This is a genomic window from Streptomyces sp. NPDC111802 (genome assembly GCF_055634335.1).
Genome location: NZ_JBVKCZ010000026.1, coordinates 25,432 through 46,625, shown reverse-complemented (window position 1 = coordinate 46,625; position 21,194 = coordinate 25,432). Strand labels below are relative to the sequence as shown.

The window sequence follows — 21,194 nt, the reverse complement described above, 5'->3', positions numbered from 1 at the left end:
TGGGGACTCCCCCCTGAACGAGGTGAATCCTCTGCACGGCCCAACATGGGCCGTCGTAAGTACGTACTGCTATGAAGTTGCTGTCAGCTCGCCAGTCGGCGGCCGGCGTCCTCGATACGGTCCGCGATCGAGCCGTTGATGACCTCGTCGCCGACCTGCACCCGGATGCCACCGACGACCTCGGGGTCCACGTCGAGGTTGAGGTGCATCTGGCGGCCGTAGAGCTTGGCGAGCGCGGCGCCCAGGCGCTGCCTCTGCCCGTCGCTCAGCGGCACCGCCGAGGTGACGACTGCCACCATGCGGTCCCGGCGCTCTGCGGCGAGCTTGGACAGGGACTCCAGTCCCGACTCCAGGCTACGTCCACGCGGCACGGTCACAAGACGCGTCACCAGACGCTCGGTGGTCGCCCTCGCCCGGCCGCCGAGCAGGCTGCGCAGCAGCTCGCTCTTGGCCGAGGTGGTGGCGGCGCGGTCGGTCAGCGCGGCCCGCAGCTCGGTGCTGGAGGAGACGATCCGGCCGAACCGGAACAGCTCGTCCTCGACGTCGTCGAGCGTGCCCGCCTTCTGCGCGGCGGTGAGGTCGGCGGTGTTCGCCAGTTCCTCCAGCGCGTCCACCAGGTCGCGGGACTGCGACCAGCGGGAGCGCACCATGCCGGCCAGCAGGTCGGTGGCCTCGCCGCCGACCTGGCCGCCGAGCAGGCGCTGGGCCAGCTCGGCCTTCGCCTCTCCGCCCTGCGCCGGGTCGGTGAGGACCCGACGCAGCGACACCTCGCGGTCGAGCAGCGCGGTGACGGCGGCCAGCTCGTCGGCGAGCCGTCCGGCGTCCACGGACGTGTTGTCCGTCAGCGCGTCGAGTCGCTCGCGTGCGGCTGCCAGGGCCTCGCGGCTCGCTCCGTTCATCGTCCGGCCTCGGCCTTCTCCTCGAGTTCGTCGAGGAAGCGGTCGATGACACGGCTCTGCCGGGCGTGGTCCTCGAGGGACTCGCCGACGAGCTTGCCGGCCAGGTCGGTGGCGAGCGCGCCGACGTCCTGGCGCAGCGCGGACGCGGCGGCCTTGCGGTCGGCCTCGATCTGGGCGTGACCGGCGGCGACGATCTCCTCGCGCTGCCGCTGGCCTTCCGCGCGCATCTCGGCGATGAGCGTGGCGCCCTGCTCCTGCGCCTCCTGGCGCAGACGCGCGGCCTCGTGCCGGGCCTCGGCGAGCTGGGCCTTGTACTGCTCCAGGACGCTCTGGGCCTCGGTCTGGGCGGCCTCGGCCTTCTCGATACCGCCCTCGATGGCCTCGCGGCGCTCTTCCAGAACCTTGTTGATGTTCGGGAGGAGCTTCTTGGCGAGGAAGCCGAAGACGATGACGAAGGCGATCAGGCCGATGACGAGCTCGGGGATCGGCGGGACGAGGGGGTTCTCCGACTCCTCGACCGCCAGAACGAGCAGCTGGCTCATATTAGTGCCTTTCGTCTAGTCGGCTGGTCGTGGATCCGCAGATCACTTGCCGTAGACGAACGGCATGACCAGACCGATGAGGGCGAGCGCCTCACAGAAGGCGAAGCCGAGGATCTGGTTGGCGCGGATCAGGCCGGCAGCTTCGGGCTGACGGGCCAGGGCCTGGGTACCGTTACCGAAGATGATGCCGACGCCGACGCCGGGGCCGATGGCAGCGAGGCCGTAGCCGATGGAGCCGAGCGAGCCGGAAACAGCGGCAAGGGTCTGGGACATGCCAGTTCTTCCTTTTCTGTACGGACCGGTGGGGGTTGGCCACCGGACGACTGTGAGGTCGGGGTGCGGGTCGCTCAGTGGTGCTCGGCGAGCGCGCCCTGGATGAAGGTGCAGGTCAGCAGTACGAAGACATACGCCTGCAGGGCCTGAATGAACAGCTCGAAGGCCGTCATGACGATGACCATGATGAACGAGACGCCGGCGTAGGCGATGCCGATGCCGTTCAGCAAGTACCAGCTGGCGATCGTGAAGAGCAGCAGCAGGGTGTGGCCGGCGAACATGTTCGCGAAGAGTCGCACGGCGTGCGTGAACGGCCGTACGAGCAGGTTCGAGAAGAACTCGATGAGCATGGCCAGCGGGAGGACCGGGCCGAGCGACTTGTCGTAGCCCGTGAAGTTCTTGAACGCACCGACGAATCCGTGGCGCTTAAAGGTCAGCGAGACCCACAGGACGTAGACGATCAGCGCCAGGACCACGGGGTACGAGATGATCGCCGTGACCGGAAACTGAGCGACCGGGACGATCGACCAGAGGTTCATCATCCAGACGAAGAAGAAGAGCGAGACGACCAGCGGAACGTACTTCTCGCCTTCCTTCTTACCGATCGTCTCGTAGACGATGCCGCGCCGAACGAAGTCGTAACCGGCCTCCGCGACCATTTGAAGCTTGCCGGGGACGACCTTCGGCTTACGGAAAGCGGCCCAGAAGAAGCCGACGATGATGACCGAGCCGAGCAGCGCCAGCAACATCGTCTTGTCGAAGTACACGTTGCTGGTGCCGTCGCCCCAGAGCGGCTCGAAGAGGAACGAGTGCAGGCCCGGAGCCGGGAAGCCACACCCGTCGAAGATGTGGCAGTCGGTCTCGAAGGCGAGCACCTGCGTCGGGTCAGCACTCACCGCGGGCTCCTTCAGCGTGGCGCATAGGTACGGCAACCTCGTTGTGTCGGCGCGGCGCACAGCCGCGGTTCGGCACGGGACTGGTGATACGGATATGGGGGCGGCTGTGGGGCATCTCGCCTCGCGATTGAGCAGGCGTCAGCTCAGATGCCCGCGCCCGCGATGCCGCAGTTGGCACCGGACGATAGCAGGACTTCTCGAGCGCCTTTATCCCGCCCCTACCCCTCACGACGAGTGCCCCGTCTTTTCGGACCTGCCGTCCTTCGAGGAGGCGTCCGAATCGGGTTCTACGTAGAGGATCTTGGCCTTCATGTGGGCACGCGTCTGCATGGCGATCCACACCAGGGTGGTCCCGAGCAGCGTGAACGCGAAGGCCCGCGGGTTGAACAGCGTCGTGTTCTTGAACGCGGCCATGAAGATGAACAGCAGCAGGATCTGCGCCGCGTACAGCATCAGACCCATTGCCTGGAACAGATGCGGAAGCGATTTGGCAGTGCGCTGAAGAACGTAGAGACCGAGTCCCATGAAAAGGATCACGACCACCGTCGCGACCACCGCCCCGATCGCCCCCTTGCCACCGGCGACCACCCCACTGACGACGGCCGCGACAGCTCCGGCGGCGACTGTGGGCACGGCTGCCTGAAGCAGGATCCGGGCGTCATTGGACGGCATGGCGGCAACTCCGCTTTCACGGTGGGGGCAGGGTGTCGTCATGGACGAGCGTAGTCCCGGGCGGAGAGAGAACCTCACGCCGGTGGACCGTCGCACTTCGGTCCTTCGGCTCTGTCCCGGGGTTCTCGTGAACCGTATCACAAACTATTTGATGAGGTCTTTACCTGAGGGATGTGCTTGGTGTCACACATGAGAGTGACAGTGCGCGTCTGTGCAGGAAGGCAGCCGACTTGTCTGGTATTGGGGTGCTTCGCTCCCCCATGACTTGGCAATGCTCTAGTCAGATTCTTACCTTGAGAGCTCTCTTACCTTGACGGTCAGCTACCTTGACGGTCAGCGCGAGGTTCCGGCTTTACGCCTGTCCAGCGTCCGCGAACGAGCGCCGATCGCGGTGGCCCCGTTGACGCGCGAGACACCGACCGCGACCGGCGTGCGCGGCTCTTCGCCGCCCTCGGAACCCGCCTCGGCGCCCGCGGTCTGCGGTGTGGCGGCGCCCGGTTCGGCGACGGCACCGTGCCGTCGGTACCGCGGCGGCACAAAGGCCTGCGCCCACATCGGGGTGCGCGGCGTGAAGCGCGGCAGCAGTAGCAGCACGAGGCCGATGGCGCTCAGGAACACCACGCTCAGCACGATCCACATGGACGCCGAGTTCACCGAGTAGGCGAGCGCGCCGAAGGCGATCAGCGCCGACCAGAAGTACATGATCATCACCGCGCGGCTGTGCGAGTGGCCGATCTCCAGCAGGCGGTGGTGCAGATGACCCCGGTCCGCCGCGAACGGCGACTGGCCGCGCCAGGTGCGGCGCACGATCGCCAGCACCAGGTCGGCGGCCGGGATCGCGATGATCGTCAGCGGCAGCAGCAGCGGGATGTAGACGGGCACCGTCTGGTGCACGGCCGCCTTCTCGGAGCCGGCGAACAGCTTCAGCGCGTCCGGGTCGACCTGTCCCGTGATGGAGATGGCGCCCGCGGCGAGCACCAGGCCGATCAGCATCGAGCCGGAGTCGCCCATGAAGATCCGCGCCGGATGCATGTTGTGCGGCAGGAAGCCCAGGCACATGCCCATCAGGATCGCCGCGAACAGCGTGGCCGGGGCGGCGGCCTCGATGCCGTACGACACCCAGACGCGGTAGGCGTAGAGGAAGAACGCGGCCGACGCGATGCACACCATGCCCGCCGCGAGGCCGTCCAGGCCGTCGACGAAGTTGACCGCGTTGATGGTGATGACGACGAGCGCGACCGTCAGCAGGGTGCCCTGCCACTGGGTCAGGGCGACCGAGCCGAAGCCCGGGATGGGCAGCCACAGGATCGTCAGACCTTGCATGACCATGACGCCGGCGGCGATCATCTGGCCGCCCAGCTTGATCAGGGCGTCGATCTCGAACTTGTCGTCCAGGACCCCGATAAGCCAGATGAGCGCCGCTCCGGAGAGCAGCGCCCGCGGTTCGTTGGACTTCTCGAAGACCGTACTGAGGTTGGTGAGGTGGTCCGCGACCAGCAGGCCCGCGCACAGGCCGAAGAACATCGCGATACCGCCCAGCCGCGGAGTGGGCTCGCGGTGCACGTCACGTGCCCGGATCTCCGGCATCGCTCCGGCCACGATCGCGAACTTACGCACCGGCCCTGTCAGCAGATACGTCACCGCGGCCGTGACGCAGAGCGTCAGGAGGTATTCACGCACGGGCTTCCCCACAGGTCTCGCTGGCCATCTCAGCCCCACACCCTAGCGATGTACTCGTACGCGACGCATATGTGTGGGGACTGCCGGGTAGCGACGATGGTTGCACGCGTGGCTGTGTGCGCAGGTGCGTGTACCCCGCCTCAGCCGGGATACGGCGGAAATCTACCGGTCAGCTCCCGCACTTCTTCACGCGCCTTCTGACTTTCGGTCCCGCCTCGCAGCACGCTCGACAGCAACGCGGCGAGCCACTCCATCTCCTCCTCCCCCATGCCCTGGGTCGTCACGGCCGCCGTGCCCAGGCGCAGGCCGCGGGCGTCGCCGTGCGGGAGCGCGCAGCAGTCCAGCACGATCCCGGCCGCGGCGAGCCGCCCACGCGCCTCACGGCCGTCGGCGCCCAGCGGCGCCGGGTCGGCGGTGATCAGGTGGGTGTCGGTGCCGCCGGTGGTGACGACGAACCCCTGCGCCTCCAGGGCGGCCGCCAGGGTCCGCGCGTTGGCGACCACCTGATGGGCGTACACGGCGAACGCCGGCGTGGCCGCCTCCCCGAAGGCGACGGCCTTGGCGGCGATGGTGTGCATCTGGGCGCCGCCCTGGGTGAACGGGAAAACGGCGCGATCGACGCGCTCGGCGAGGTCCGAGCCGCACAGGATCATTCCGCCGCGCGGGCCGCGCAGCACCTTGTGGGTGGTGGCGCACACCACATCGGCGTACGGCACCGGACTGGGCGCCGCTCCCCCGGCGATGAGCCCCATGGGGTGGGCGGCGTCGGCGATGAGATAGGCGCCCACCTCGTCGGCGATGTCGCGGAAAGCGGCGTAGTCGATATGGCGCGGGTAGGCGATGGACCCGCACACGACGGCCTTGGGCCGGTGGTTGCGGGCCAGCGTGCGCACCTGGTCGTAGTCGATGAGCCCGGTCTCGGCGTCCACCCCGTAGCCGATGAAGTCGAACCAGCGGCCCGAGAAGTTGGCGGGCGAGCCGTGCGTGAGGTGTCCGCCGTATGCCAGTCCGAGCGCGAGGACGGTGTCGCCGGGACGCAGCAGCGCGGCGTACGCGGCGAGGACGGCCGAAGAGCCCGAGTGGGACTGGACATTGGCGTGCTCGGCGCCGAACAGCGCCCTGGCCCGCTCCACGGCGAGCCGCTCGGCGACGTCGGCCATCTCGCATCCGCCGTGGTACCGGGCGCCCGGATACCCCTCCGCGTACTTGTTCGCGAGCTGCGACCCGAGGGCCGCCAGCACGGCCGGTGAGGTGAAGTTCTCCGCGGCGACGAGCTGGAGCGTCGTCGACTGCCGGTCGAGCTCGCCGAGCAGGATGTCGGCGAGCTGGGGGTCCTGCCGGCGCAGGACATCGGCCTCGAGGGTGTGGGTGACCGACATGGTGGGCTCCGGACGTGCGTCGGCGGTGACGTACGTCCAATGTAGGCCGGGGACGTCAGGGACGCCCTGTGTTGTTACGTCCTCGCGGGGACACCCGTGAGGGCCGTCACCACCGGATCCAGCGCCTCGTGTATCTCGTCGCCCACCGAACGGAAGAACGTCAGCGGTGCCCCGTACGGGTCGTACACCTCGTCCGCCTCCGCCGTCGGCGCGAGAAGCCACCCGCGTAGAGCCGCCGCCGCGCGGACCAGGGCGCGTGCGCGCAGGACGACGCCTTCCTCCAGGGGAGGGAGCGTCGCGGGGTCTATCGCGCGGACCAGGCGGGTGAACTCCTTCAGGGTGAAGGTGCGCAGGCCCGCCGAATGGCCCATGGAGATGACCTGGGCGCGGTGGTCGCGGGTGGCCGTGAGGACGAGGTCGGCCATGATGACGTGCTCGTCGAGGAGCTCGCGCCCGACGAAGCCGGAGGCGTCCGCGCCGAAGTCGGCGAGGACCGTCTCCGCGTTGGATTCCATGGGCGCGCCCTCATGGCCCCAGGTGCCCGCGCTCTCCACGATCAGCGAGCCGCCCAGCACACCGAGCCGCTGCGTCACGAAATGACGGGTCAGCCGCTCGGTGATCGGCGAGCGGCACACGTTGCCGGTGCTGACGTGGAGGATGCGGAAGCTGTCGCGCGGCAGTCCGACGAATGTGGTCGTGATCTCCGCCGCGCTTTCCCCGTTGCCTATGCCACGCCCCGCGTCAGGGGCTGTCAATTCGCCACCTCGAGGTCGGGTACGACCTTCCGCAGGTCCTCCGCCGTGAGGGCACCCGCGCGGAGCAGCAGCGGCACCTCTCGCGTGACGTCGACGATCGACGACGGGACGTTGCCCGGGGTCGGGCCGCCGTCCAGATATACGGAGACCGAGTCGCCGAGCATCTCCTGCGCGGCGTCGCAGTCCTCCGGCGCCGGGTGACCGGTGAGGTTCGCCGAGGACACGGCCATCGGGCCGACCTCGGTGAGCAGCTCGATGGCGACCGGGTGCAGTGGCATGCGCACGGCAACCGTGCCCCGGGTGTCACCCAGGTCCCACTGGAGCGACGGCTGGTGCTTGGCGACCAGCGTCAGCGCGCCCGGCCAGAACGCGTCGACCAGCTCCCAGGCCAGCTCGGAGAAGTCGGTGACGAGACCATGGAGCGTGTTCGGGGAGCCGATCAGGACAGGGGTCGGCATATTGCGGCCCCGGCCCTTGGCCTCCAGCAGATCGCCCACGGCCTCCTTGGAGAACGCGTCGGCGCCGATGCCGTACACCGTGTCGGTCGGAAGGACCACGAGCTCGCCACGGCGGACGGCGGACGCGGCCTCACGCAGACCGGTCGTGCGGTCGGTCGCGTCATTGGTGTCGTATCGCCGTGCCATATCTAGCGGGCCTCCTCGTACACGTACTTCCGGGAAAGAGTCTTCGGGACGGTCACGGCATCGCCTTGCGGGCGGTCGCGAACCGGGGGCGGTTGTTGAGGTCGGGGTGGTCGGCCGCGTCGGCCCAGCCCCGCTCCTCGGTGAAGATCCACGGCACCTGGCCGCCCTGGGTGTCGGCGTGCTCGATGACAACGACGCCGCCGGGGCGCAGGAGACGGTGTGCCGTCCGTTCCAGGCCGCGGATGAGGTCGAGGCCGTCCTCCCCCGAGAACAGGGCGAGTTCGGGATCGTAGTCCCGCGCCTCGGGAGCGACGTACTCCCACTCGGTGAGCGGGATGTAGGGCGGGTTGGAGATGACCAGGTCGACCTGGCCGTCGAGGTCGCGGAAGGCGTCCAGGGCGTTGCCCTGACGCAGGTCGACCCTGGACCCCTCGACGTTCTTGCGCGTCCAGTGCAGGGCGTCCTCGGACAGCTCCACGGCGTGTACGCGCGAGCGCGGGACCTCCTGGGCGAGGGCGAGCGCGATGGCGCCGGAGCCGGTGCACAGGTCGACGATGCAGGGCTCTACGACGTCCATCGCGCGCACCGCGTCTATGGCCCAGCCGACCACCGACTCGGTCTCGGGGCGGGGCACGAACACGCCCGGCCCGACTTGGAGTTCGAGATAGCGGAAGTACGCCCGCCCGGTGATGTGCTGGAGCGGCTCGCGCTGCTCACGGCGGGCGATGACCTCCCAGTAACGGGCGTCGAAGTCCGAGTCCTTCACGGAGTGCAGTTCGCCCCGCTTCACGCCGTGCACGAACGCGGCGAGCTCCTCCGCGTCGTTGCGCGGCGAGGGCACGCCGGCGTCCGCCAGCCGCTGGGTGGCCTGTGCCACCTCCGCGAGCAGCACGCTGCGGGGGCTCGGGGTTCGCCCCCCGGTGTATTGCTGCACGCAAGTCCTCCGTGTCGTACTCGTACGTGCGTACGTCCCTTACGGCGTTACGCAGCCGCCAGCTTCGCCGCCGAGTCCGCGTCGACGCAGGCCTGGATCACCGCGTCGAGGTCGCCGTCCAGGACCTGGTCCAGGTTGTACGCCTTGAAGCCGACGCGGTGGTCCGAGAGGCGATTCTCCGGGAAGTTGTAGGTGCGGATCTTCTCGGAGCGGTCGACGGTGCGGACCTGGCTGCGGCGGGCGTCGGCGGCTTCCCTCTCGGCCTCCTCCTGCGCGGCTGCGAGCAGCCTGGAGCGCAGGATACGCAGTGCCTGCTCCTTGTTCTGAAGCTGGCTCTTCTCGTTCTGGCAGGAGGCGACGACTCCGGTCGGAATGTGCGTGATGCGCACGGCGGAGTCGGTGGTGTTGACCGACTGCCCGCCGGGTCCGGAGGACCGGTAGACGTCGATGCGCAGGTCGTTGGGGTTGATCTCGACGTCGACCTCTTCGGCCTCGGGGGTGACGAGCACACCGGCCGCGGAGGTGTGGATACGGCCCTGCGACTCGGTCGCCGGCACGCGCTGCACGCGGTGCACACCGCCCTCGTACTTCAGCCGGGCCCAGACACCCTGCCCGGGCTCGGTGGCGCCGTTCCCGCCCTTGGTCTTCACGGCGACCTGGACGTCCTTGTAGCCGCCCAGCTCGGACTCGGTGGCGTCGATGATCTCGGTCTTCCAGCCGACGCGCTCGGCGTACCGCAGATACATGCGCAGCAGGTCCCCGGCGAACAGCGCGGACTCATCGCCGCCCGCACCCGCCTTGATCTCCAGAATGACGTCCTTGTCGTCACTCGGGTCGCGCGGGACGAGCAGCAGGCGCAGCTTCTCGGTCAGCTCCTCGCGCTGCTTCTCCAGCTCCTTGACCTCGGCGGCGAACTCCGGGTCGTCGGCGCCGAGTTCACGGGCCGTCTCGATGTCGTCGCCCAGCTGCTTCCAGGAGCGGTACGTGGCGACGATCGGGGTGAGCTCGGCGTAGCGCTTGTTCAGCTTGCGCGCGTTCGCCTGGTCGGCGTGGACCGACGGGTCGGCGAGCTTCTTCTCCAGGTCGGCGTGCTCTGCGACCAGTTCCTCGACGGCCTCGAACATCTCTGGCTCCTGTTGGTGCGTACGGGGTGAAGTGGGCGGGCGACCAAAAACGCCGGTCCCGGCGCGCCTGAGTGGGGCGCGGCCGTGGACCGGCGGATTGGAGCTCGCTACTTCTTGCCGGCACCAGCCTTGCCGAAGCGGGCCTCGAAGCGGGCCACACGGCCACCGGTGTCGAGGATCTTCTGCTTGCCCGTGTAGAACGGGTGGCACTCGGAGCAGACCTCGGCACGGATGTTGCCGCTGGAGATCGTGCTACGGGTGGTGAACGACGCGCCACAGGTGCAGCTGACCTGCGTCTCGACGTACTCGGGGTGGATGTCGCGCTTCAAGGTGTCTCCTAGTTTCGGGAGGGCGCCGGGTCGCCGCCGCGGGATGCGGGAGCGTGAACCGGGGCCGACGTACCAGTCTGCCAGGACTGGGGCCATCCCCCAAAACCGGGGGCCGGTGTTGTGTATTCCCGGGAGCGCTCAGGACCCCGTGACCACACCGTTGGCGTCGCCCTTGGCCGTGCCCTCCGTCGCCGCCTTCGGGATCGGCTTGTCGTTCTTCAGGGCCGTCCACACCTGCTTGGCCTTGGCCTCGGCCACGATCACGCGGTTCGGGTCCGCCGGGTCGTACTGGACCGGCATCGTGACCATGTTCATGTTCTTGGAGCTGATGCCCTTGAGGCCATTGGTGAAGGACATGAGCTTGTTGACCGAGCCCAGGTCGGAGTCGGTCGTCACCGTCTTGGTGGCGGTGTTGGCCAGGTCGTACAGCCGCTTGGGGTTGCCGAACAGGTTGACGTCCTTCACCTGCTCCAGCAGCGCCTTGATGAAGGCCTGCTGGAGCTGGATGCGGCCGAGGTCGGAGCCGTCGCCGACGCCGTGGCGGGTACGGACCAGGCCGAGCGCCTGCTTGCCGGTGAGCTGGTGGGTGCCGGCCTTCAGGTCGAGGTGGCTGTCGGGGTCGTCGATGTCCTTCGTCGTCGTGACCTCCACGCCGCCCAGCTCGTCGACCAGCTTCTGGAAGCCCGAGAAGTCGACCTCCAGGTAGTGATCCATGCGGATACCGGTGACCGACTCCACCGTCTTGACCGCACAGGCCGCTCCGCCCGTCGTGTACGCCGAGTTGAACATCACGCCGGCCGCCGCCGGATACGTCTTGCCCTTGGTGTCGACGCACTGGGGGCGGTCGATCAGCGTGTCCCGCGGGACGGAGACCACACTGGCCTTCTTGTGGCCCTCGTAGACGTGCAGGATCATCGCCGTGTCCGAGCGGGCGCTGCCGTCGTCGGCACCGCCGCCGAGCTTCTTGTTGCTGCCGGAGCGGGTGTCCGAGCCGAGGACGAGGATGTTCTCCGAGCCGTTGTCGATCTTCTCCGGGCGGTCGGTGCCGAGGGCCTGGTCGATGTCGACGCTCTTGAGGTTGCCGTTGAGCTTGAAGTACAGATACCCGGCTCCGGTGCCGCCCAGGACCACGATCCCTGCGGCCGTCCAGGCCAGGATGCGCAGGCCCTTGTGCCTTTCGCGGGGCTTGCGGCGGCGGCCCTTGGCGCGGTGGCGCGGACCGTTGGTGCCGGTCGAGCCCGGTATGCCGGGCTCCGGCGTGCTCTCGGCGGACACTGTGCTCCTCGGTTCTCGTCCGGTCGGTTACCCCCTGTTTTCAGGGTCAGGCATGGCCAAAAGGCCCTTACCGCACCATCGTCACCCCGTCCGGTCAGACGGGGAAACTCGGAGAAGGGTTGCACAACGGGCCGTGCCCACCGCCGGGCGGCGATGGGCACGGTCCGTAGTCGGTGCTACCGGGCGTGCCGGTCTCACCTGCGATTTCAGCCGAAGATGTCGTACTGCTTGTAATCGGTGCCGACGGACTTCGGTGTGGCAAAGATCTCGCTCGTGGCCTTTCCGGTGCCCGGGTACAGATAGAGCGTGCCGGAGGAGTTGCGGGCCAGGAAGTCGGCCTTGCCGTCGCCGGTGACGTCACCGACGGCGTCGAAGCCGGTGTAGGTCGACCAGGTGCGCACCTTGATCCGGGTGGAGAAGGCGCCCGTGCCTGCCTTGCCGGTGCCCTTGAACAGGTAGATGTACCCGCCGGACGAGCTGCGCGCGATCAGGTCGGTCTTGCCGTCGCCGGTGAAGTCGCCGTGGCCGCGCAGGGAGTTGTACTGGTTCCAGCCCGTGCCGACCTTGACCGGGGTGGCGAAGGTGCCGTTGCCCGCGCCCGGGTAGATCCACAGGGCGCCGGCCGAGTCGACCGAGAGCAGGTCGGGCCGGTAGTCGCCGGTGACGTCACCGGGTGCCACGATGCGGGTCCGGGTCTTCCAGTTGCTGAAGATGGTCTTGGTCGCCCAGGAGCCGCTGGCCGGCACGTAGTGCGCCCAGAACATCGCCCCGTCGGAGCTGCGCCGGAACACCAGGTCCTGGTAGCCGTCCCGGTCCAGGTCGGTCTGCAGGACGAGGTTGACGCCGCTCCAGTCGCCCCAGGACTCACGCGCGGCGAACGAGGTGCCGTTGGAGTCCTTGGAGTAGCCGATCTTGGTGGAGGCGTTGCGCAGCCACATGTCGGCCCGGTGGTCACCGCTGATGTTGGTGTCGTCGACACGCGGGTAGGCGGCACCGACAAAGGTGCTGACCTTGGTGAAGACGCTGTACGCCCCCTTGGCGACACAGTCCTGCACGCCCCAGGAGACGACACCGACGATCCGGCCGTTCACGACGAGCGGCCCGCCGGAGTCACCGTTGCAGGCCGACGTGGTCCCGCTGTCGCTGCCACTCGCCGGCGGGCCCGCGCAGACCATGTGGCCCTTGATGAACTCGCTGCCGTAGTAGCCCGCGCAGGTGGTGTCGGACTGGACGGGCAGCGTGGCCGTCTTCAGCGTCTCGGAGATGTCCTGGCTGGTGGAGCTGGTCCGGCCCCAGCCGTAGACCTTGGCGCTCGTCCCGGCCGCGTACGAGGCGGTGTCACCGGACGTCGTCATACGGATCGGCGTCGCCTTGACCGGGCCCGCCAGCGTGATGACGGCGATGTCGTTGTCGATCGTCGTCGCGTTGTACGAGGGGTGGTTCCACTGCCGCTGCGGCAGCGTGACGGTGCCGCCGTGCAGGTCGGTGTTGCCGGCGTCGTCGGTGGTCGGCAGCTGGGCGGTGCCGGTGATGACGGCGCCGTAGTTGTACCAGTCGTAGCCCTTGACGCAGTGCGCGGCGGTGAGGATCTTCGTGGGCGCGACGACGGCGCCGCCGCAGAAGAAGCCGAGGTCGTCGGCCTCGTCGGCGGTGCCCTGGTCGTCGTAGTACCACAGCTGCGCCATCCAGGGCGCCGAGGTGATGCTGGTCGTGGTGCCGCCGATGACCATGGCGCCCGTGGTGGAGTCACCGGAGGAGCCGCTGGTGTCGGTGCTCGCGCTGTACGACGACTTCTTCGCCGTCTCCCCCGCGGTGTCGTCACCGGCGACGGCGCCCGCGACGCGCCGCTCCAGCTCGGCGAGCGAGGCCGAACTGGTGGCGGGCTTCACGGTGGGCTGGGGCAGGGCGGTCGCGGCGCCCGCGGACGAGGTCAGCAGCGTGGCGGCGACGGCCGCGGCGACACCGGCGGCGGCCAACGGCAGTGCGAGGCGTATGCGACGTCTGTGACGGCCGGCCCCAGGCATGGATGTGCCCACTAAGTCCCCCCTCGGGACGAAAGATTCGAGATTCGGATCGCGATCGAAAGCGAGCCCGAAGAGCGAGATCGTACACCCGTCACACAAACCGCGAAGGGCCGCTCCCTTAACGGGAGCGGCCCTTCAAAAGGCGTGATCTCAGTCGCCGTTGCCCGGCGTCGGAGTCGTCTTCTGAATCTGCATCAGGAACTCCGCGTTCGACTTTGTCTGCTTCATCTTGTCGAGAAGCAGCTCGACCGCCTGCTGCTGGTCGAGGGCGTGCAGCACCCGGCGCAGCTTCCAGACGATGGCGAGCTCGTCGGGGGCGAGCAGGATCTCTTCCTTACGGGTACCGGAGGCGTCGACGTCCACCGCCGGGAAGATGCGCTTGTCGGCGAGCTTCCGGTCCAGCTTGAGTTCGGCGTTGCCCGTGCCCTTGAACTCCTCGAAGATCACCTCGTCCATGCGGGACCCGGTGTCGACAAGAGCAGTCGCCAGGATCGTGAGCGAGCCGCCGTCCTCGATGTTGCGCGCGGCACCGAAGAAGCGCTTCGGCGGGTAGAGCGCGGTCGAGTCGACACCACCGGACAGGATGCGGCCGGAGGCGGGCGCCGCGAGGTTGTACGCACGGCCCAGACGCGTGATGGAGTCGAGCAGCACGACGACGTCGTGACCCAGCTCCACCAGACGCTTGGCGCGCTCGATGGCGAGTTCGGCGACCGTGGTGTGGTCCTCGGCCGGGCGGTCGAAGGTCGAGGAGATGACCTCGCCCTTCACCGACCGCTGCATGTCGGTGACCTCTTCCGGACGCTCGTCGACCAGGACGACCATCAGGTGGCACTCGGGGTTGTTGTGCGTGATCGCGTTGGCGATCGCCTGCATGATCATGGTCTTGCCGGTCTTCGGCGGGGCCACGATCAGACCGCGCTGACCCTTACCGATCGGCGACACCAGGTCGATGATGCGCGTGGTGAGGACGCCCGGGTCCGTCTCCAGACGGAGGCGGTCCTGCGGGTAGAGCGGGGTGAGCTTGTTGAACTCCGGGCGGCCGCGGCCGTGTTCGGGCGCCATGCCGTTGACGGAGTCCAGCCGGACCAGCGCGTTGAACTTCTCGCGCCGCTCGCCTTCCTTGGGCTGACGGACCGCGCCGGTGATGTGGTCACCCTTGCGCAGGCCGTTCTTGCGGACCTGGGCGAGGGAGACGTACACGTCGTTGGGGCCCGGCAGGTAGCCCGACGTACGGATGAAGGCGTAGTTGTCGAGGATGTCCAGGATGCCCGCGACCGGGATCAGGACGTCGTCCTCGTTGATCTGCGGCTCCGAGGCGATCTCGTCACGGCCGCGACGGCCACGACGGTCGCGGTAGCGCCCCCGACGGCCACGACGGCCACCGTCGAAGTCGTCGTCGTCCTGCTGGCCACGGTCCTGACGGCCGCCGCCCTGCTGCTGGTTCTGCTGCTGACCGCGCTGGCCACCCTGCTGGTCGTCGCCCTTGCGACGGTCACCACGGTCTCCGCGGTCACGGTCGCGGCCGCGCTCACGGCGGTCACGACGACGGCCCTCGCCGCCGTCGGCGTCGCTCTTGGCGTCGCCCTGCGACTGCGCCGGCGTCTCGGCCTTGGGCTCGCTCTTGGCCTCGGCGGCGACCGTCTCGGGCACGGCGGCGGGGCTGCCCGCGTCGGCGGTGGCGCGACGACGGCGGCGCTCGGCCGGCGCGTCATCTCCCCCATGCTCGGCCGCGCTCGCGCGGGACGGGCCCCCGGCCGGCTGGCCGGGAATCTCGATCTGCTGCTGGGCCACGGCCTTCTCGGGGGCCTCAGCCGCCTTGTCCGCCTTCTTCTCGGCGTCCTCGCCGGTACGAGCCTTGGAGGTGGCGCGGCGCTTGGGCTTGGACTCGGTGGCGGCCTCCGTCTTGGGAGCCGCGGCACCTCCCCCGGCCTGCGCCTCCTTGATGACCTCGATCAGCTGGCTCTTGCGCATGCGCGCCGTGCCCCTGATACCGAGGCCGGATGCGACCTGCTGAAGCTCGGCCAGCACCATGCCCTCGAGGCCGGTACCGCGGCGCCGCCGGGAGCCGGCACCGGTGGCAGGCGCGGAGGCGTCCGTGGCGGGCGCGGCAGCGGTCTCCTCGACACGTGCGCCCATCAGATCGGTGGTGTCGCTCACGAAGGGTCCTTCCCTGGAGCGGACGTCGGCCTGTCTGGCTCGGCGACCGGTTGTGCTGTCCGGCTTAGGTCCTTGGTGTGTGGACCGCGCCGGGGCGGTGGTCCGCCCAAAACGGCGGAGAGATATCTGGTGATGGCGGTTCCCAGAGCCGTGGCACTGAGTGTCGGTGTCACTCGGCTCGGTCGCGCCGGTTCCGGAGCGTGCCCGGCAAGTCGCTCAGCGCCCGCGTACGAGGTACTGCCCGCGTACGTCGTACGGAACACAGTGCGGCTTGGGAGGCTCCCGGAAGAATGTCTGTCCCGGACGGGGACAACATGCACCTCGCCATGGTGGGGTCGGGTGCAGACTTGAGGTTAACACTACCGGATCCAACAAACATTCCCCCTCTCGAAATCCGGCAAGCGCCGGCTTTTAAATGTCACTGGCGGCCGCAAGCGGCAACACGCTCGCTCCCTGCGCGTCGAGGTCCAGCCGGTTCGCGGCCCAGCCCTCGCCTGCCAGATGGGCCACCTTGTCGGCGCTGTCGGTGTCGGCCAGCGCGAGCACGGTGGGTCCCGCTCCTGAAATGACTGCCGGGACCCCGTCGGCCCGCAGTCGCTCCACCAGCGCGGCGCTCTCCGGCATGGCCGGTGCGCGGTACTCCTGGTGGAGACGGTCCTCGGTGGCGGGCAGCAGCAGCTCGGGGCGCCTGGTCAGGGCCTCGACGAGCAGGGCCGCACGGCCCGCGTTGGTGGCCGCGTCGACGTGCGGGACGGTGCGCGGGAGCAGTCCGCGCGCGGTCTCCGTCAGCACCGGCTTACCGGGGACGAAAACCACCGGAACGATGGAATCGGCAGGCTCCATCCTGATGGCGCGCGCGGCACCGGCCTCCATCCAGGACAGAGTGAATCCGCCGAGCAGACAGGCCGCGACATTGTCGGGGTGGCCCTCGATCTCGGTGGCGAGTTCGAGCAGGGCGGCGTCGTCGAGCCTGGCCTCGCCGCCTATGGTCACGGCGCGCGCGGCGACGATGCCGGCGCAGATGGCGGCCGAGGACGAGCCGAGGCCGCGGCCGTGCGGGATGCGGTTGGCGCAGACGATCTCCAGACCGCGCGGCTGCCCGCCCAGCAGATCGAAGGCGGTGCGCAGGGAGCGTACGAGAAGGTGGCTCTCGTCACGTGGCAGCGTCTCGCTGCCCTCGCCCGCGATGTCGATGTGCAGCCCGGAGTCGGCCACCCGGACGACCACGTCGTCGTAGAGCCCCAGCGACAGGCCGAGGGCATCGAAGCCCGGGCCGAGGTTGGCGCTGGTGGCGGGGACGCGCACCCTCACGGCGGCGGCGCGGAACGCTGGACCGGCCATCGCTCGATGACTCTCCTTGAGCTGCGTGATTGTCGAAGACATTCGATGACGTACGACGGACCCTGGGGCCGCGTCCGGCCGCGAGGCCGGCGGCGTGCCCCTGCCGCTTCCGGGCCGCGGAGACGGCGCGGCACCGTGCCCCATGCGGAGGCATATGCGGCGGGCGGGTTCGGTACAGCCTATCGAAGGTAGGTTCTGTGGCGACATAGGGCGCACAGGAGGCGCACGATGCGTGTCGTATGCCCCCTGTGCACCCCCGTTAGGGAGGTTCCCCGGGTAAGCGCCCTCATACCCGCTGACGCGAGCCCCGTACGACGGGGTGGGGCGCCGACGCGACGGGCGTGGGGGGCCTACGCCAGCCCGAGCCGCTCGGCCGCCGTCGCCGCGTCGACCGGGACGGTGACGGGCTGCGGCGCGCCTGCGACGGCCCAGTCGGGGTCCTTGAGGCCGTTGCCGGTGACGGTGCACACGATGCGCTGGCCCGGGTCGACCTTGCCCTGCTCGGCGGCCTTCAGCAGACCGGCGACGGACGCGGCGGACGCGGGCTCCACGAAGACGCCCTCCTGCGCGGCCAACAGCCGGTAGGCGCGCAGGATTTCACGGTCCGTCACCTCGTCGATGAACCCGCCCGACTCGTCCCGCGCGTCGATGGCGTACTGCCAGGAGGCCGGGTTGCCGATGCGGATCGCGGTGGCGATGGTCGACGGGTCCTTGACGACCTCGCCGCGCACGATGGGCGCCGAGCCGGAGGCCTGGAAGCCCCACATGCGCGGGGTCTGCCGGGAGACGCCGTCGGCGGCGTACTCCTTGTACCCCCTCCAGTACGCGGTGATGTTGCCCGCGTTGCCCACCGGAAGGACATGGATGTCGGGGGCGTCGCCCAGCATGTCCACGATCTCGAAGGCGGCCGTCTTCTGCCCCTCGATCCGCACCGGGTTGACCGAATTGACCAGCGCCACGGGGTAGTTGTCGCTGAGGTCGCGGGCGAGCGTGAGGCAGTCGTCGAAGTTGCCGTCGACCTGGAGGATCTTCGCGCCGTGGACGAGCGCCTGGCCCATCTTGCCGAGCGCGATCTTGCCCTGCGGGACGAGCACGGCCGACACCATGCCCGCGCGCACGGCGTAGGCGGCGGCGGAGGCGGAGGTGTTGCCGGTGGAGGCGCAGATGACGGCCTTCGCCCCCTCCTCCTTGGCCTTGCTGATGGCCATGGTCATGCCGCGGTCCTTGAAGGACCCGGTGGGGTTGGCGCCTTCCACCTTGAGGTGGACCTCGCAGCCCGTGCGCTCGGAGAGCACCTGCGCGGGCACGAGGGGCGTGCCGCCCTCACGGAGCGTCACGACCGGCGTGGTGTCGGAGACGGGCAGCCGGTCCCGGTACTCCTCGATGATTCCGCGCCACTGGTGGGTCATTGCTGGTTACTCTCCTTCAACCCGCATGATGCTGGCGACACCCCGCACGGTGTCGAGCTTGCGCAACGCCTCCACGGTCCCGCCGAGGGCCGCGTCGGACGCACGGTGGGTGACGACGACGAGGGAGGCCTCACCGACGCCGTCTTGTCGTCCTTGCTGCCGCACCGTATCGATGGACACTCCGTGCTCGGCGAACACGGTCGCCACCTGGGCGAGAACACCCGGTTTGTCCGCCACGTCGAGGCTGATGTGATAGCGGGTGACGACGTCACCCATCCCCGACACGGGCAGGGCAGCGTACGCCGACTCGCCGGGCCCCGTTGCCCCGCTGAGCCGGTTACGGCAGACGGCGACGAGGTCGCCGAGGACGGCCGAGGCGGTCGGCGAACCGCCCGCGCCCGGACCGTAGAACATGAGCTGACCCGAGGCATCCGACTCCACGAACACGGCGTTGTACGCGCCGCGCACGGAGGCGAGCGGGTGGGTCAGCGGGATCATGGCGGGGTGCACGCGCGCGGTGACGGAAGCCCCGTCCCGGGCCCGCTCGCAGATGGCGAGCAGCTTGATGGTGCAGCCCATCTCCCTGGCGGAGGCGAAGTCGGCGGCGGTGACCTCGGTCATGCCCTCGCGGTAGACGTCGTCGAGACGCACACGCGTGTGGAAGGCGATACCGGCGAGGATGGCCGCCTTGGCGGCGGCGTCGAACCCTTCGACGTCGGCGGTCGGGTCGGCCTCGGCATACCCCAGGGCGGTGGCCTCGTCGAGGGCTTCCTGGTAGCCGGCCCCGGTCGAATCCATCTTGTCGAGGATGAAGTTGGTCGTCCCGTTGACGATGCCGAGCACCCGGTTGACCTTGTCGCCGGCGAGGGACTCGCGCAGCGGGCGGATCAGCGGGATGGCACCGGCGACGGCGGCCTCGTAGTAGAGGTCCTTGCCGTGCTGCTCCGCCACCGCGTGCAGGGCGGCGCCGTCCTGGGCGAGGAGGGCCTTGTTGGCGGAGACGACGGAGGCGCCGTGCTCGAAGGCGGTGGTGATGAGGGCACGGGCAGGCTCGATGCCGCCGATGACCTCGACCACGACGTCGATGTCGCCGCGTTTGACGAGGGCGGTGGCGTCGGTGGTGATGAGCGCGGGGTCGATGCCCTCACGGACCTTTGACGGCCGCCGTACGGCCACGCCCGCGAGCTCCACGGGGGCGCCGATCCTGGCCGCGAGGTCGTCGGCGTGCGTCGTCATGATGCGCGCCACCTCTGAGCCGACAACCCCACAGCCCAGCAGCGCCACCTTCAGCGGACGCGTACGCATCATCCGACCTCGTTTCCTCTTACCGTCTACGGTTGCACCAGTCTCACTCACCGGACCGGAGTTTCTTCCCATAGTCCGGATCGTGAGACATCGATTTCATTTGTACAGGGGTGGCAGACAGGAGATCTTCCGCGATCTTCCGCCCCCGGGTCCTTCTCCGGGTCAGCCGACGTCGAGACGCAGGAGGTCCTCCTCCGTCTCCCGGCGGACGATCACCCGGCTCTCGCCCTCGTGCACGGCGACGACGGGCGGCCGGAGCACATGGTTGTAGTTGCTGGCCATGGACCGGCAGTAGGCGCCCGTCGCCGGTACGGCGATGAGGTCGCCCGGCGCCAGGTCGGCGGGCAGGAACGCGTCCTTCACGACGATGTCCCCGCTCTCGCAGTGCTTGCCGACGACCCGCGCGAGCATGGGTTCGGCGTCGCTGGTCCGGGACACGAGGGCGACGCTGTACTCAGCGTCGTACAGCGCCGTACGGATGTTGTCGGACATGCCGCCGTCGACGGAGACGTACGTCCGCAGCCCGTCGAGGGGCTTGACGGTGCCGACCTCGTAGAGCGTGAAGGCGGTCGGCCCGACGATGGCGCGCCCCGGCTCGACCGAGATGCGGGGCGTGCGCAGCTTGGCGGCCTCGCACTCGCGGGTGACGATCTCGGTGAGGGCCTTGGCGATCTCGTGCGGCTCGCGGGGATCGTCGTCGCTGGTGTAGGCGATCCCGAGGCCGCCTCCGAGGTCGATCTCGGGAAGCTCGACGCCGTGCTCGTCACGGATGTCCTTGAGCAGCCCGACGACCCGGTGGGCGGCGACTTCGAAGCCCGACATGTCGAAGATCTGCGACCCGATGTGGGAGTGGATCCCGATGAGCTCGAGCCCGTCGAGCCGAAGCGCCCGCCGTACGGCCTCTGCGGCCTGCCCGCCGGCGAGCGGAATCCCGAACTTCTGGTCCTCGTGGGCGGTGGCGATGAACTCGTGCGTATGCGCTTCGACGCCCACGGTGATACGGATCTGAACCCGCTGCCGCGTGCCGAGCTCCTGGGCGATGTGGGCGACGCGGACGATCTCCTGGAAGGAGTCGAGGACGATACGTCCGACGCCGGCACCGATGGCCCTGCGGATCTCCGCGACGGACTTGTTGTTGCCGTGGAAGGCGATGCGGTCGGCGGGCATCCCGGCGGAGAGGGCGGTGGCGAGTTCGCCGCCGGAGCAGACGTCGAGGTTGAGCCCCTCCTCGTGCAGCCACCGCACGATGGCGCGGGAGAGGAACGCCTTGCCCGCGTAGAAGACGTCGGCGTCGGCTCCGAAGGCTCCGCGCCAGGCCCGGGCGCGGGACCGGAAGTCCGCCTCGTCGACGATGTAGGCGGGGGTGCCGTGCTGTTCGGCGAGGGTCTTCACGTCGACACCGCCGACGGTGGCCACGCCGTCGCCGTCACGGGTGACGGTCTGGGCCCACACCTTCGGGTCGAGGACGTTGAGGTCGGCCGGCGGGGCGGAGTAGTGGCCCTCGGGGAGGACGTCGGCGTGACGGGGCCCGGCGGGATGTGCGGAACGGCTCATGA

Annotated in this window: 19 protein-coding genes; all 19 read right to left on the bottom strand. The window is 69.2% G+C overall.

Annotated features, from left to right (window positions below):
* Positions 1 to 83: 83 nt before the first annotated feature.
* Positions 84 to 899, bottom strand: a complete 816-nt coding sequence (locus ACZ7NC_RS27030) for a F0F1 ATP synthase subunit delta (protein WP_471491987.1) — start codon at positions 897 to 899, stop codon at positions 84 to 86.
* Positions 896 to 1,441, bottom strand: coding sequence for a F0F1 ATP synthase subunit B (locus ACZ7NC_RS27025; protein WP_471491986.1), 546 nt, complete (start codon positions 1,439 to 1,441; stop codon positions 896 to 898). Before ACZ7NC_RS27025 ends, ACZ7NC_RS27030 begins: the two co-directional genes overlap by 4 nt.
* Before the next feature lie 42 nt (positions 1,442 to 1,483).
* Positions 1,484 to 1,714 (bottom strand): ATP synthase F0 subunit C, encoded by a 231-nt coding sequence (gene atpE / locus ACZ7NC_RS27020; protein ID WP_024884520.1) that lies wholly within the window; start codon positions 1,712 to 1,714, stop codon positions 1,484 to 1,486.
* Between the two features lie 74 nt (positions 1,715 to 1,788).
* The gene (gene atpB, locus ACZ7NC_RS27015) at positions 1,789 to 2,610 is read right to left on the bottom strand and encodes a F0F1 ATP synthase subunit A (RefSeq protein ID WP_471491983.1); all 822 of its coding nucleotides are present in this window, start codon (positions 2,608 to 2,610) and stop codon (positions 1,789 to 1,791) included.
* Positions 2,611 to 2,835: 225 nt separating this feature from the next.
* The gene (locus ACZ7NC_RS27010) at positions 2,836 to 3,282 is read right to left on the bottom strand and encodes a hypothetical protein (RefSeq protein ID WP_471492137.1); all 447 of its coding nucleotides are present in this window, start codon (positions 3,280 to 3,282) and stop codon (positions 2,836 to 2,838) included.
* 333 nt (positions 3,283 to 3,615) lie between these two features.
* Positions 3,616 to 4,962, bottom strand: a complete 1,347-nt coding sequence (locus tag ACZ7NC_RS27005; RefSeq protein ID WP_471491982.1) for an MraY family glycosyltransferase — start codon at positions 4,960 to 4,962, stop codon at positions 3,616 to 3,618.
* Between the two features lie 140 nt (positions 4,963 to 5,102).
* Complete coding sequence (locus ACZ7NC_RS27000; protein WP_471491980.1) at positions 5,103 to 6,341, bottom strand: serine hydroxymethyltransferase; 1,239 nt, start codon at positions 6,339 to 6,341, stop codon at positions 5,103 to 5,105.
* Positions 6,342 to 6,415: 74 nt separating this feature from the next.
* The gene (locus ACZ7NC_RS26995) at positions 6,416 to 7,096 is read right to left on the bottom strand and encodes an arsenate reductase/protein-tyrosine-phosphatase family protein (protein ID WP_471491978.1); all 681 of its coding nucleotides are present in this window, start codon (positions 7,094 to 7,096) and stop codon (positions 6,416 to 6,418) included.
* The gene (locus ACZ7NC_RS26990; protein WP_471491977.1) at positions 7,093 to 7,740 is read right to left on the bottom strand and encodes an L-threonylcarbamoyladenylate synthase; all 648 of its coding nucleotides are present in this window, start codon (positions 7,738 to 7,740) and stop codon (positions 7,093 to 7,095) included. Before ACZ7NC_RS26990 ends, ACZ7NC_RS26995 begins: the two co-directional genes overlap by 4 nt.
* A 52-nt stretch (positions 7,741 to 7,792) precedes the next feature.
* Positions 7,793 to 8,632 carry a peptide chain release factor N(5)-glutamine methyltransferase gene (gene prmC, locus ACZ7NC_RS26985; RefSeq protein WP_471492135.1) on the bottom strand — a complete coding sequence of 280 codons (840 nt, stop codon included), beginning with the start codon at positions 8,630 to 8,632 and terminating at the stop codon, positions 7,793 to 7,795.
* Between the two features lie 89 nt (positions 8,633 to 8,721).
* Positions 8,722 to 9,798, bottom strand: coding sequence for a peptide chain release factor 1 (prfA, locus tag ACZ7NC_RS26980; protein ID WP_471491976.1), 1,077 nt, complete (start codon positions 9,796 to 9,798; stop codon positions 8,722 to 8,724).
* A 107-nt stretch (positions 9,799 to 9,905) separates the two neighbouring features.
* Positions 9,906 to 10,127 carry a 50S ribosomal protein L31 gene (rpmE, locus tag ACZ7NC_RS26975; RefSeq protein ID WP_471491974.1) on the bottom strand — a complete coding sequence of 74 codons (222 nt, stop codon included), beginning with the start codon at positions 10,125 to 10,127 and terminating at the stop codon, positions 9,906 to 9,908.
* Between the two features lie 138 nt (positions 10,128 to 10,265).
* The gene (locus tag ACZ7NC_RS26970) at positions 10,266 to 11,402 is read right to left on the bottom strand and encodes an LCP family protein (protein ID WP_471491972.1); all 1,137 of its coding nucleotides are present in this window, start codon (positions 11,400 to 11,402) and stop codon (positions 10,266 to 10,268) included.
* 206 nt (positions 11,403 to 11,608) lie between these two features.
* Positions 11,609 to 13,426, bottom strand: a complete 1,818-nt coding sequence (locus tag ACZ7NC_RS26965) for a trypsin-like serine protease (protein ID WP_471491970.1) — start codon at positions 13,424 to 13,426, stop codon at positions 11,609 to 11,611.
* 150 nt (positions 13,427 to 13,576) lie between these two features.
* A complete protein-coding gene (gene rho, locus ACZ7NC_RS26960) occupies positions 13,577 to 15,583 on the bottom strand; it encodes a transcription termination factor Rho (RefSeq protein ID WP_471491969.1) in 2,007 nt (668 codons plus the stop codon).
* Between the two features lie 411 nt (positions 15,584 to 15,994).
* Positions 15,995 to 16,924 carry a homoserine kinase gene (thrB, locus tag ACZ7NC_RS26955; protein WP_471491967.1) on the bottom strand — a complete coding sequence of 310 codons (930 nt, stop codon included), beginning with the start codon at positions 16,922 to 16,924 and terminating at the stop codon, positions 15,995 to 15,997.
* A gap of 350 nt (positions 16,925 to 17,274) precedes the next feature.
* On the bottom strand, positions 17,275 to 18,333 hold the full coding sequence (gene thrC, locus ACZ7NC_RS26950) for a threonine synthase (RefSeq protein WP_471491966.1): 1,059 nt from the start codon (positions 18,331 to 18,333) through the stop codon (positions 17,275 to 17,277).
* Positions 18,334 to 18,339: 6 nt separating this feature from the next.
* Entirely contained in the window at positions 18,340 to 19,638 is a 1,299-nt protein-coding gene (locus ACZ7NC_RS26945) for a homoserine dehydrogenase (protein WP_471492134.1), read from the bottom strand.
* Between the two features lie 162 nt (positions 19,639 to 19,800).
* On the bottom strand, positions 19,801 to 21,192 hold the full coding sequence (lysA, locus tag ACZ7NC_RS26940; RefSeq protein ID WP_471491964.1) for a diaminopimelate decarboxylase: 1,392 nt from the start codon (positions 21,190 to 21,192) through the stop codon (positions 19,801 to 19,803).
* Positions 21,193 to 21,194 lie beyond the last annotated feature (2 nt).

Bases quoted from the DNA above. Each gene is read 5' to 3' on its own strand.
- ACZ7NC_RS27030 (WP_471491987.1), bottom strand. From the start codon at position 899: ATGAACGGAGCGAGCCGCGAGGCCCTGGCAGCCGCACGCGAGCGACTC.
- ACZ7NC_RS27025 (WP_471491986.1), bottom strand. From the start codon at position 1,441: ATGAGCCAGCTGCTCGTTCTGGCGGTCGAGGAGTCGGAGAACCCCCTC.
- atpE (WP_024884520.1), bottom strand. From the start codon at position 1,714: ATGTCCCAGACCCTTGCCGCTGTTTCCGGCTCGCTCGGCTCCATCGGC.
- ACZ7NC_RS27010 (WP_471492137.1), bottom strand. From the start codon at position 3,282: ATGCCGTCCAATGACGCCCGGATCCTGCTTCAGGCAGCCGTGCCCACA.
- ACZ7NC_RS27000 (WP_471491980.1), bottom strand. From the start codon at position 6,341: ATGTCGGTCACCCACACCCTCGAGGCCGATGTCCTGCGCCGGCAGGAC.
- ACZ7NC_RS26990 (WP_471491977.1), bottom strand. From the start codon at position 7,740: ATGGCACGGCGATACGACACCAATGACGCGACCGACCGCACGACCGGT.
- prfA (WP_471491976.1), bottom strand. From the start codon at position 9,798: ATGTTCGAGGCCGTCGAGGAACTGGTCGCAGAGCACGCCGACCTGGAG.
- ACZ7NC_RS26965 (WP_471491970.1), bottom strand. From the start codon at position 13,426: ATGCCTGGGGCCGGCCGTCACAGACGTCGCATACGCCTCGCACTGCCG.
- thrB (WP_471491967.1), bottom strand. From the start codon at position 16,924: ATGGCCGGTCCAGCGTTCCGCGCCGCCGCCGTGAGGGTGCGCGTCCCC.
- thrC (WP_471491966.1), bottom strand. From the start codon at position 18,333: ATGACCCACCAGTGGCGCGGAATCATCGAGGAGTACCGGGACCGGCTG.
- ACZ7NC_RS26945 (WP_471492134.1), bottom strand. From the start codon at position 19,638: ATGCGTACGCGTCCGCTGAAGGTGGCGCTGCTGGGCTGTGGGGTTGTC.
- lysA (WP_471491964.1), bottom strand. From the start codon at position 21,192: ATGAGCCGTTCCGCACATCCCGCCGGGCCCCGTCACGCCGACGTCCTC.